This window comes from Microbacterium testaceum (genome assembly GCF_020781835.1).
Taxonomy (GTDB): domain Bacteria; phylum Actinomycetota; class Actinomycetes; order Actinomycetales; family Microbacteriaceae; genus Microbacterium; species Microbacterium testaceum_H.
Genome location: NZ_JAJGNJ010000005.1, coordinates 289,019 through 299,749, shown reverse-complemented (window position 1 = coordinate 299,749; position 10,731 = coordinate 289,019). Strand labels below are relative to the sequence as shown.

The 10,731-nt window shown below is 66.1% G+C and carries 11 protein-coding genes; 4 read left to right on the top strand and 7 right to left on the bottom strand.

Translation table 11 applies throughout. The features are described from left to right. Window positions 1-243, top strand: a 243-nt coding sequence (locus LL239_RS09920; protein ID WP_374197625.1) for an LGFP repeat-containing protein, incomplete at its 5' end; no start/stop codon positions are given. A 60-nt stretch (window positions 244-303) separates the two neighbouring features. Here the strand turns inward: LL239_RS09920 and LL239_RS09915 are convergent. From LL239_RS09915 to LL239_RS09895, 5 genes are all read right to left on the bottom strand, one after another. Continuing rightward, entirely contained in the window at window positions 304-1,044 is a 741-nt protein-coding gene (locus LL239_RS09915) for an ABC transporter ATP-binding protein (protein ID WP_228163269.1), read from the bottom strand. Next, a complete protein-coding gene (locus tag LL239_RS09910) occupies window positions 1,028-1,909 on the bottom strand; it encodes an ABC transporter permease (protein WP_374197624.1) in 882 nt (293 codons plus the stop codon). The genes LL239_RS09915 and LL239_RS09910 overlap by 17 nt, the downstream gene beginning before the upstream one ends. Before the next feature lie 94 nt (window positions 1,910-2,003). Next, window positions 2,004-3,227, bottom strand: coding sequence for a lipopolysaccharide biosynthesis protein (locus LL239_RS09905; RefSeq protein WP_228163268.1), 1,224 nt, complete (start codon window positions 3,225-3,227; stop codon window positions 2,004-2,006). A 22-nt stretch (window positions 3,228-3,249) separates the two neighbouring features. Then, on the bottom strand, window positions 3,250-4,179 hold the full coding sequence (locus tag LL239_RS09900) for a glycosyltransferase family 2 protein (RefSeq protein WP_228163267.1): 930 nt from the start codon (window positions 4,177-4,179) through the stop codon (window positions 3,250-3,252). 106 nt (window positions 4,180-4,285) lie between these two features. Next, a complete protein-coding gene (locus LL239_RS09895; protein WP_228163266.1) occupies window positions 4,286-5,167 on the bottom strand; it encodes a glycosyltransferase in 882 nt (293 codons plus the stop codon). 168 nt (window positions 5,168-5,335) lie between these two features. On the opposite strand from LL239_RS09895, the gene rfbA reads away from it, so the two are divergent. From rfbA to LL239_RS09880, 3 genes are read left to right on the top strand one after another with little or no spacing between them, the layout of a single operon-like run. Next, window positions 5,336-6,205 carry a glucose-1-phosphate thymidylyltransferase RfbA gene (gene rfbA / locus LL239_RS09890; RefSeq protein WP_228163265.1) on the top strand — a complete coding sequence of 290 codons (870 nt, stop codon included), beginning with the start codon at window positions 5,336-5,338 and terminating at the stop codon, window positions 6,203-6,205. Next, on the top strand, window positions 6,205-7,203 hold the full coding sequence (gene rfbB / locus LL239_RS09885; RefSeq protein ID WP_228163264.1) for a dTDP-glucose 4,6-dehydratase: 999 nt from the start codon (window positions 6,205-6,207) through the stop codon (window positions 7,201-7,203). The genes rfbA and rfbB overlap by 1 nt, the downstream gene beginning before the upstream one ends. A 5-nt stretch (window positions 7,204-7,208) precedes the next feature. Then, window positions 7,209-8,621, top strand: coding sequence for a sugar nucleotide-binding protein (locus LL239_RS09880; protein WP_228163279.1), 1,413 nt, complete (start codon window positions 7,209-7,211; stop codon window positions 8,619-8,621). On the opposite strand, the gene LL239_RS09875 is transcribed toward LL239_RS09880, so the two are convergent. Next, window positions 8,600-9,613, bottom strand: a complete 1,014-nt coding sequence (locus LL239_RS09875; protein WP_228163263.1) for a glycosyltransferase family 2 protein — start codon at window positions 9,611-9,613, stop codon at window positions 8,600-8,602. The genes LL239_RS09880 and LL239_RS09875 overlap by 22 nt on opposite strands. Next, entirely contained in the window at window positions 9,610-10,731 is a 1,122-nt protein-coding gene (locus LL239_RS09870; protein WP_228163262.1) for a glycosyltransferase family 4 protein, read from the bottom strand. Before LL239_RS09870 ends, LL239_RS09875 begins: the two co-directional genes overlap by 4 nt.

The following is a 10,731-nucleotide window of genomic DNA, read 5'->3' as shown; positions in this document are numbered from 1 at the left end:
AACGGTGGCTGCTACCAGAACTTCCAGTTCGGTGCGATCAGTTGGTCGCCGACGACGGGGGCGTGGGAGACCTACGGCGCGATCCGCACCTACTGGCGGCAGAACGGCTTCGAGAGGGGGACGCTGGGGTACCCCACGGGTGCCGTGACGACCACCGGCACGGGCCGAACGCAGACGTTCCAGGGGGGCACAGCGATCTGGGACAGTGCGACCGACTCGGTGACGGTCACGCCGCGCGGATGAGACTTCGCCCTGCCGAGGACCGTTCGCGCCATCGCGCGGGCGTCCTTCGTGGACGCGCTGTCACTGACGCATGAGAGCGACGGCCTCCCGGCTGTCTCCGTCGAACTCGACGTTGCCGTGGCGCAAGAGAATGCCGCGGTCGCACAGGTGGGACACCATGTCGAGATCGTGGCTGACCACGACGAGAGTCTTGCCGTTCGCGTGCAGTTCACGGATGCGAGCGAGGCACTTCTGCTGGAAGGGCTCGTCGCCGACCGAGAGAATCTCGTCGATCAGCAGCACATCCACCTCCGTGTGGATAGCCACGGAGAACGCGAGTCGAAGGAACATGCCCGACGAGTAGTGCTTGACCTCCGTGTCAATGAACTGCTCGATCTCGCTGAACGCGACGATATCGTCAAACCGTTCCTCGATCTCCTGTCGGCTCATTCCCAGGATCGCGGCGTTGAGGAAGATGTTCTCGCGGCCGGACAGGTCGGGGTGGAATCCGGCACCGACCTCGATGAGACCGGCGACTCGTCCGCGGGTCATGACCGTGCCGGCATCCGGCTTCAGGACCCCAGAGATGAGCTTCAACATGGTGGACTTCCCGGAACCGTTGTAGCCGAGAAGCGCGACCGCTTCGCCTCGATCGATCTGGAACGACACCGCATCCAGAGCGCGGAACTCGGTGGACAGCGGCTTGCGTCGGACGGCAGCGACGAACGTTTCTTTGAAGGAATGCGTGTGCCGAAGCTTGAAGGTCTTTCGAACGCCTTCCACCACCACGGTCGGCACAGCCGCGTCAGAGATCCTGGGCAAAACGACCCTCCAGACGACGGAAGACGATCTGCCCGACAACGAGCACGACAACCGCGATTCCGAGTGCGATGAACGAGTACATGAGCAGTCCCGGCATCGGGGCCGAGTTTTCGCCGCCCAAAGGAGTCCAGATCCCCCAATGGAAGAGCTCGACCGCCGGCGTGAGCGGATTGAGACGATAGAGATCGAAAACCCATCCCGGCACGTTGTCGGCCACCATGTGCCACCGGTACATGACGGGTGAGGCCCACACCGCGCACATCACGATGATCTCGACGAAGCTCTGCGCGTCACGGAATGTGGCATTGACGGATCCGAACAGCATTCCGAGGCCGACGGCCAGCACGGTGACGATGACCAGCGCGAAGATGACGGCCAGCACGTGAAGGACCGACGGCGCCCACCCGAGGAAGATCGCGATGATGAGGATCACCACGATCTGCGGAATCGTATTGACCGCGGCGACCAGCACGCTGGCTACGGGGAACATCTCTCTCGGCAAGTAGATCTTCTTGATGAGGGCGGCGTTGTCGACGAGAGACCGCGTGCCGTTCGAGAAGGCCTCATTGAAGAAGGTCACGATCGTGATCCCCGACAGCATGTAGATCGGGTAGAACGGGATCGAGGCGTTGAGATTGAGGAAAATGCCGAGAGCGACGAAGAAGACGACGAACTGTACGAGGGGCTTGACGTAGGACCACAGCCATCCCAGAACGGATCCCCGGTAGCGGATTCCCACTTCCTTGCGGATGATCAACGTCAGCAGGTACCGCCGACGGAAGACCTCGAACAGCCCGCTGTTCGCTCCGGGAGTGACAAGCCGCGAATTGTCGGCGGTCGGGTGGGGCGACACAGGCAGCAGCACCTTTCTGAGGTCCTCGGGCGGACCACACAATCTTAGTGGGCTCGTTCTTACGGGATCGTGCGCGTGCGACCGTCACTCGCCCGCGCGCGTGAACTCAGGAAGCGGGCCGGGCCTGGAGAGCTTTCAGGACGATGGTGCCCTGGTACAGGACGACCAGCACTTCGGAGAGCGCGAGGGCCCAGGCGACCCCGGGCGCACCAAAGACTATCGCGCCGACGACGAGGAGCGGAGCACCCACGGCTGCCCCGAGAATCGTCGAAGCGGCGAGATCTCGCGTCCGTCCGAGCTGAACGAGACACGCGAGTCCGAGGACCTGGCTCAGCGTGACAGCGAACAGGATGACCGCAAACGGTGCGCTGAGGTCCAGACCGAACGGTATCGCAGCTTGGGAGAGCACGGCCGCGGTCCATGGTCCCAGCACCATGACGCACGCTCCGCCCGTGAGGCTGACAACGGGGATGACCAGGAGGACGCGACGAATGCGCTCCCTCCGTTCTGCTGGCCCGCGTTCGGAGATCCAGCCCTGGGTGAAATGAAGGATCGGCGCGAAGGCGGTCAGTGCGAACCGGAAGAGCTTGTCGCCCATTGCGTAGGCCGGGAGGGCTGCGGGTGCGACGGCGTTCAGAACGAGAAGCGGAGTTGCGACGTACAGAGAGGACGTGGCGGAAGTGATGACGGCATGACGCTGCGTTGCCAGCTGCCGGACGACCGCGGCAGGTCGGAAGGAGACGCGCGCCGCCGCTCCGCGGAGGATCGCGCGAGCGGAGAAGGAGACAGCGACGACGTTGAACACCAACTGCACCACCATCGTCAGCGTGAGATCACCCGTCAGCATCATGACCGGGAGGCTCGCGACGACACCGAGGGTCTGCGGCAGGACGTCCAAGCGGAAGAGCCGATCGGGGCGTGCCTCGCCGATGAAGTACCACGAGGCCCCGATCGATGGGACGAGATAGGCGGCCGAGGCGACGAGAACGAGGGGGAGCAGCGTGGGGTTGAGCGCCCACATCACCGCGACCATCGCGGGATACGCGATGAGCAACAGATAGGTACGCGCGACCAACGAATGCGCATACCACTGTGCCCGCGAGGAGGGATCCATGGCGGCCACCTCGGCGGCGCCGGTGGTTCCCCAACCGAACGCCACGATGACACCGAACAGGCCCGCCGCCGATTGGATCGCGGCCTGTACACCCCAGACGAACGGGCCGGCGCCGGTGATGATGATCGGAACAGCGAGCAGCGTGACCGCGGAACTGAGGCCCGTGGAAAGGGCGAATCCGCCGAGGCGTCGCGCTCCGCCCGCCCGCGTGGTCATGATCGCCCCGGGGGAACGCCCGTCACTCTTGCGCGCCACCGGTCGTCAACCGTGCCCGCTCTCCGGCGGGCAGCGTCTCCAGAAGACTGCCGGGCAGCTGCCGGCGCGGCCGGGTGAACAATCCCTGGCCGAATCCCTTCGCCACGGACGTTGCCCACAGCTTCTTGTCGGATGCCACGGCGAACTGCCGAGCGGCGTGGATGACGAGACCCACGCGGTCGAGCATGTTGCTGCTCAGTTTTCCGTCGCGCTCGCGGATGTACCAGAGATAGTTGCGCAGGAAGTAGAACAGGCGGCCCGCCATATCGTTGCTCACCGGCTTGTTGTCCGGGTGGTTGATCATGCTCGAGGGCATGACCATGGCGAGTTCGCGGCGCGAGAGTCGGTGCGTGTACTCGGAATCGTCCAGCCAGATGAAGAAGTCGCTGAGCGGCAAGTGTGTCGTCGCGGCGAGCCGAAGGTTGACCATCACGCCGACGAACGTCGCGGTGTCGATTGCGATGCCGCCGTGTGCGTGGGCGACGACCTGTCGCTCGGCATCGTTGCTGATCACCGGAGGGTTGCGCTTGTTGTAGGTCCCCCGACCGGCCGTCACGAGGGAAGCAACGAAGGAGGGCGTCGGGTGGACGTTCTCGAAGGCCTCGATGAGGGGCGCCACCGCGTCCAACTCGGGTTCCGCGTCGTCGTCCATGAGCCACGCGCCCTCGTGTCCGTGAGCCAACGCGATCTCCACACCCCACGCGAAGCCGCCGGCACCGCCGAGGTTCGCTCCGGTGCGGAACAGGAAGACATCGGGGTGGTTCTCGGCGACGTACTCAGCGCTTCCGTCCGTCGAGCCGTTGTCCACGACGATGATCTCGTCGAGAGGACGGGTCTGGTTCTCGAGTGCGGTCAGGCACTTCTCAAGGAGATCCCGCCTGTTGTAGGAGACCACCACAGCAGCAAAAGTCACGCCGATCCTTCCGTCACACGCGTCGACAACTATGTCACATCGCTATGTGCTCACCCCGTGGGGGATATCGGGCGGCGGAGAGCGGGCGGGCCGTCTCGAGTCTCCCTCAGCGAGCGATCGGCCCCGCCCGGTTTGCGATCGCGTCGCGCACGCCCCGTGCGATCGCGCGGATCTGTGCGGGCGTGTCCGGCGCGCTCACTGCGTTGAAGCTGACGTCGATCATCATGTATCCCGTTCGGTGGAGCAGCCAGCGCAGGTTTCCCCTCGCGTGGCGTCGCCACAACAGAAGCCCGTTGCGGACCATGTAATACGTACGGAACGGCTGGTGGTAGCGGCTGAAACGGGGCTTCCCGAGAAGACGCAGATGGCGCCCGAACACCAGCAACGGGGTCGGCTCGCCGAGCGTGTGCTGGAGGTGGCTCCCGGGGACGACGGTGAATTCGAAACCCCGCGCTCTCGCGCGGAGGGTGTATTCGCTGTCGACGGAGTCGATGACGAAGTCGTCGGCGAAAGGTCCGACGCGATCGATCGCGTCGACGGACATCAATTGGCCGGACTGGATGGGATCGAAGGGCCGTCCGTCGCGTCTGACTGTGATGCGCTCCTCCTCGACCGTCTCCGGAACGGCGGAGACGATCTCGACACCCGCGGCGAGCTCGCTTTCGAAGCGCGCCAGGCCCGCGGCCACGTAGCCGTCTTCGACCTGGGAATCCTGGTCGAGGACAAGGATGTGCGTGGCCCCGTACTCGCGAGCCGCCCGGTAGCCCGCGTTCAGCGCGCCCGCGATGCCGAGGTTGCGGGGGAGAGGGATCACGCGCGTCGGATTGTCCGCGTAGTCGGCGGCATCGACCGTGGCTGACCCGTCGTCCACGATGATCACGAGCTCAACCTGCGGCGCGAGTGCGGCGCATCGGACCGGCAGATCGGCGGGAGCGTTGTAGGCGGCGACGACTGCGACGACGATCGGCGAAGCGGGTGCGCCGGTCATCGCGAACGGACCTCTGTCGTGTGCATCGGGTCGAGCCTATCCGGGCTCGTCGCTCGCGCCTTCCAGGGCGGGGTGCAAACTCCGACGATGCCCACATCCTGTTCGAGCGCGTACAGGTCACCGTCGGTCGGGCCTGGGCACCGGACGTCGATGTGCGACGATGGTCGGGTGAAGGGGATTATTCTCGCCGGGGGCTCCGGCACGCGTCTGCATCCGATCACTCTGGGCGTCTCCAAGCAGCTCATCCCCGTCTACGACAAGCCGATGGTCTACTACCCGCTGTCCACTCTGATGCTGGCGGGCATCCGCGAGATCCTCGTGATCACCACCCCCCACGACGCGCCCTTCTTCGAAAGACTGCTCGGTGACGGCTCGCAGTTCGGCGTCGAGATCTCCTTCGCTGTACAGCCGTCTCCCGACGGTCTGGCGCAGGCCTTCACCATCGGGGCGAGCTTCATCGGCGACGACAAGGTGGCTCTTGTCCTGGGCGACAACCTGCTCTACGGGCCGGGTCTCGGTTCGCAGCTCAAACGGTACGCCGATGTCGACGGCGGTGCCGTGTTCGCCTACTGGGTCGCCGAGCCCTCCGCGTATGGCGTCGTGGAGTTCGACGCCGAAGGCCGTGCGGTATCGCTGGAAGAGAAGCCGGCGCAGCCGAAGAGCAACTACGCGGTACCCGGGCTCTACTTCTACGACAACGACGTGATCGAGATCGCTCGCGGTCTCGAGCCGTCGGCTCGCGGCGAGTACGAGATCACGGACATCAATGCCGAGTATCTGCGTCGCGGCACGTTGCAGGTGGAGGTGCTCCCGCGCGGAACCGCCTGGTTGGACACCGGGACGTTCGATCAGATGACGGATGCCGCCGACTATGTACGCACGATGGAGCGACGCACGGGCCTGCGGATCGGTGTGCCCGAAGAGGTGGGCTGGCGTCAAGGCTTCCTCTCTGACCTAGAACTCGAGGAGCGGGCGAAGACGCTGGTGAAGTCTGGCTACGGCAGCTACCTGCTCGAAATCCTGGAAAGGGGTCGCTGATGGCGCACCTGCTCGTGACCGGCGGCGCCGGGTTCATCGGTTCCAACTTCGTCCATCACGTCATCGACCACACGGATCACTCGGTGACGGTGTTGGACAAGCTCACCTACGCCGGAAACCGCGCGTCGCTGGCGGGCCTGCCGGAGAATCGGGTGCGGTTGGTGGTCGGCGATATCGCGGACGCGTCGGTGGTGGATTCGCTCGTGGCCGACGTGGACGCGGTGGTCCATTATGCGGCGGAGTCGCACAACGACAACTCGTTGCACGACCCGCGACCTTTCCTGGACACGAACATCATCGGCACCTACACGTTGCTGGAGGCCGCGCGCCGGCATGACGTGAGGTTCCATCACATCTCCACCGATGAGGTGTACGGCGATCTCGAACTCGATGACCCGGAGCGGTTCACCGAGTCCACCCCCTACAATCCGTCGTCTCCGTATTCCTCGACGAAAGCGGGCTCGGATCTGCTCGTCCGGGCGTGGGTGCGCTCGTTCGGGGTGCGCGCCACGATCAGCAACTGCTCGAACAACTACGGCCCCTATCAGCACGTGGAGAAGTTCATCCCGCGCCAGATCACCAACGTCATCCGCGGCATCCGGCCCAAGCTGTACGGGACCGGCGAGAACGTGCGGGACTGGATCCACGCCGATGACCACTCCTCGGCCGTGTTGACGATCCTGGACAAGGGTCAGATCGGGCAGACCTATCTCATCGGTGCGGACGGCGAGAAGGACAACAAGACCGTCGTCGAGTCCATCCTGAAGATCATGGGACAGCCGGACGACGCCTACGACCTCGTCACCGACCGCCCCGGCCACGACCTTCGCTACGCCATCGATTCGACGAAGCTCCGCACCGAGTTGGGATGGACTCCCACTTACGGTGACTTCGCATCGGGGTTGGCTGCGACGATCCAGTGGTACCGCGAGAACGAGGCGTGGTGGGCCCCGGCGAAGGACGGCGTCGAAGCGTTCTACGCCAGCAAGGGCCAGTGACCGCGGTGGCCACGGAGTTCGGCAAGAGCCTGCGAGCGACGATCACCTCGATCCCCGGACTGATCGTCATCGATCTTCCGGTCCACGGGGACTCCCGCGGGTGGTTCAAGGAGAACTGGCAACGTCAGAAGATGACCGCCGACGGCGTGAATCTGCCCGACTTCGGACCGGTGCAGAACAACATCTCCTTCAACGACGCGGTCGGCACGACCCGCGGTATCCACGCCGAGCCGTGGGACAAGTATGTCTCCGTCGCCACAGGACGGATCTTCGGCGCCTGGGTCGATCTGCGTGAGGGCGACACTTTCGGGGCGGTGTACACCGCGGAGCTGGACCCGTCCAAAGCGATCTTCGTCCCCCGCGGCGTGGGGAACTCGTACCAGACCCTCGAACCCGACACGGCGTACACCTACCTGGTCAACGACCATTGGTCGCCGGACGCGACCTACACGTTCCTGAACCTGGCCGACGAGACCGCCGCCATTGCCTGGCCCATCGCGCTCGAATCGGTGGAGATCAGCGAGAAGGACAAGAGCCACCCTCGCCTCGCCGACGTCGTTCCGATGCCGCCGAAGAAGATCCTCGTCACCGGGGCGAACGGCCAACTCGGCCGCGCGCTACGGGCGGAGTTCGGCGACCACCCGTGGATCGAGTACACCACTCGCGATGACCTCGATGTCACGTCGCCCGATCTGCCTCACGCCCGTCGCTGGCGCGACTACGGCACCATCATCAACGCGGCCGCGTACACCAAAGTCGACCTCGCCGAGACGCCGGAAGGGCGCACCGCGGCCTGGGCGGCGAACGTCACCGCCGTGGCCGCGCTCGCCCGTGTCGCGACCGAGAACGGCATCACCCTCGTCCACGTCTCCAGCGACTATGTCTTCGACGGCACCAAGTCCGACGCCTACACTCCCGCCGACCCCGTCTCCCCCCTCGGGGTCTACGGGCAGACCAAAGCCGCCGGAGACGCCATCGTGGCCAGCGTCCCCCGCCACTACATCCTCCGCACCAGCTGGGTCATCGGTGAGGGCAACAACTTCGTCCGCACCATGGCCGCCCTCGCCGAACGCGGCATCGACCCCAAGGTGGTCGACGATCAGGTCGGGCGACTCACCTTCACCAGTGACATCGCCGCCGCCATTCGCACCCTCCTCGACACCGCCGCGCCGGTCGGGGTCTACAACATCACCGGTGCGGGTGACCCCGCGACCTGGTATGACATCGCGCGCGACGTCTTCCGCCTCACCGGACACGACGCCGAGCGCGTCACGGGCGTGACCACCGACGAGTACTTCGCCAGCGCTACTCACCCCGTCGCACCCCGACCTCGCAACAGCGTGCTGGCGGTGGAAGCCCCGCTCGACCCGGCGCCGTGGCGGGTGAGCCTGGAAGGCTATCTTCGGTCGGCTGGGTGACCGCCCGGGGGCGTCCGCTCGACGGCGGAACTCGCGAGATCCCTCCAATACCCCGGGCTGCGCATGCGCAGCGACTGGATGAAGGTGACGGTCTCGTCGAGGCCGGTGAGCGGACGCGGGCGTCGGGGAACGTGTGCGGCGGCCCGCCACCCTGCGAGTCGACCGCGCACCGAGTCGACGTCGCGTCGCTGAAGGAGCCGAGCGCCGACCACGATCGCCTCCGTCGCCAGCGCGCGAAGGGCGTGGCGACTGCGCAACACACCATAGACGCGGAGCGTGTACGCGCGCCCGAAGCCACTCAGGTAGCGCTGCCGTGGCGATTCGACCCCAGCGCTGGCACCCCCGATGTGAGAGCCGAGGACTAGGGGGAGCGCGATGGAGGTCCACCCCGCGGCTGCCAGCCGGATCGAGAGCTCCAGCTCCTCGCCGTACATGAAGAAGTTCTCGTCAAGCAGCCCCACTTCCGTCAGCGCGGAACGACGGTACGCGGCGAGGGCTCCATATGGGCCGAGATTGCGGGGAGAGATCTCGTCCGACGCCTCGGGCAGGGTCCGGGCGCCGTGCCAGCGCACGAATCCCGCCAGCGTGGGATCCGCGCAAGTTCCATACGCGTCCACGGCTCCGGCGCGGTCGCGCAGAACCGGCGACAGGCTACCCGCACGCTCATCGGCAGATTCGAATTGCTCGACGATGACGGCGGCCATCTCCGGAACCGCGACGACGTCGCTGTTCAGAAGCACGACATACGGGGCGCTACCGGCGCGGATGCCGTTGTTGCACGACGTCGCGAAGCCGCTGTTGCGAGGGTTCCGCAGGAGCGTCGCACCCGGGAACGCCGCGGCGATACGGTCGGCGGTGTCGTCGGGTGAGGCGTCGTCGACGACGAAGACGTTGACGGGGAGCGTCTGCGCCTCGAGTGCACGCAGGCACGCCTCCACGTGCTCCCAGCCGCTGTAAACGGGGACGACGACGTCCAGACGCGGCTCGCTCATCGAGAGTCCTTCGGCGTGGTGGGTGCGGCAAGACGCAGAACGCGCGAAAGGACCGCCGCGGTGCTCGCGGCCGACGCCTCCCACGTGAAGCCGGCGGCCCAGTGTTGCCCACGCTCGCGGCGCTGCACGTCGCCGTCCAGCGTGAGTCCTCGGCGAATGGCCCGGCCGAGCGCATCGGCATCCGTCGCATCCACGTAGAGGCATTCGGAGCCGCCGACTTCGCGGAGAACGGGGATGTCGTTGGCCACGACCACACAGCCACGCGCGAGTGCGTCGAGGACGGGGAGGCCGAATCCTTCGAGAAGGGACGGGCATACGTAGACGGATGCCTGCGAGTAGAGCCGCTCCAGTTCGTCGTGACTCACCCACCCGGGAAGGTCGACCACGCCCTCGAGTCCGAGACGCCGGACGTGGGCGGCGAGGGGGTCGTCCGAGCCTCCGCCGGTGATGACGACGGACGGACGAGAGCCCTCTTCCATCCTGGCGACGGCCTCCAACAACCCGACGTGGTTCTTGTGAGGCATGCGATTGCCCGTGCTGAGCACGAGGTCACCGCGGCGCGCGGGCGGCGATGCGACTTCGGGTGGTGGCGTCGTGCCGTGCGGCACCACATGGAGCCGGCTCCGCGGCACAGCGAGGCGGCGGTGCACCTCGTCGGCCGTCGCCTCGGACACCGAGATCACGGCATCGGCGGTGCGAGCGGAGCGACTCATCAGCTCAGCCGTCGCGCGGCGGAACGGGCGCTGAGAGAGCGGCCCCGGGATCTGGTGATAGATGAGGTCGTGGATCGTGACGACGCGGGGCAGCCCTCGGCGGATCGGCCCGAAATTCGCGGGCGTCCATATCGCGGAAGCACCGAGCGAACGCGCCGCGCGCTCGGCGAGAAAGACTTCGCCCTTCGCCCAGGATGCGGGTGAATCTCCCACGCCCTTCATCTCGAGGACGTCCCCCGGGAAGAACTCGCGGACGAGGTCGCGCCCGGGCGTGGAGACGAGGGCGCGCAGTTCCACGCCCGCGAGAAGAGAGGGAAGACGCGGGATGACCTCGCGCGCGTAGGTCTCCGTGCCTCCGCGCCCACCGGTGAATCCGAGGAGGTCGATGACCAGAGTGGGCGCCAT

Excerpts from the sequence above, each read along its gene's own strand:
- rfbB (WP_228163264.1), top strand. The coding sequence starts at position 6,205 with ATGGCGCACCTGCTCGTGACCGGCGGCGCCGGGTTCATCGGTTCCAAC.
- LL239_RS09875 (WP_228163263.1), bottom strand. The coding sequence starts at position 9,613 with ATGAGCGAGCCGCGTCTGGACGTCGTCGTCCCCGTTTACAGCGGCTGG.
- LL239_RS09905 (WP_228163268.1), bottom strand. The coding sequence starts at position 3,227 with ATGACCACGCGGGCGGGCGGAGCGCGACGCCTCGGCGGATTCGCCCTT.
- LL239_RS09870 (WP_228163262.1), bottom strand. The coding sequence starts at position 10,731 with ATGGCGCCCACTCTGGTCATCGACCTCCTCGGATTCACCGGTGGGCGC.
- LL239_RS09895 (WP_228163266.1), bottom strand. The coding sequence starts at position 5,167 with ATGACCGGCGCACCCGCTTCGCCGATCGTCGTCGCAGTCGTCGCCGCC.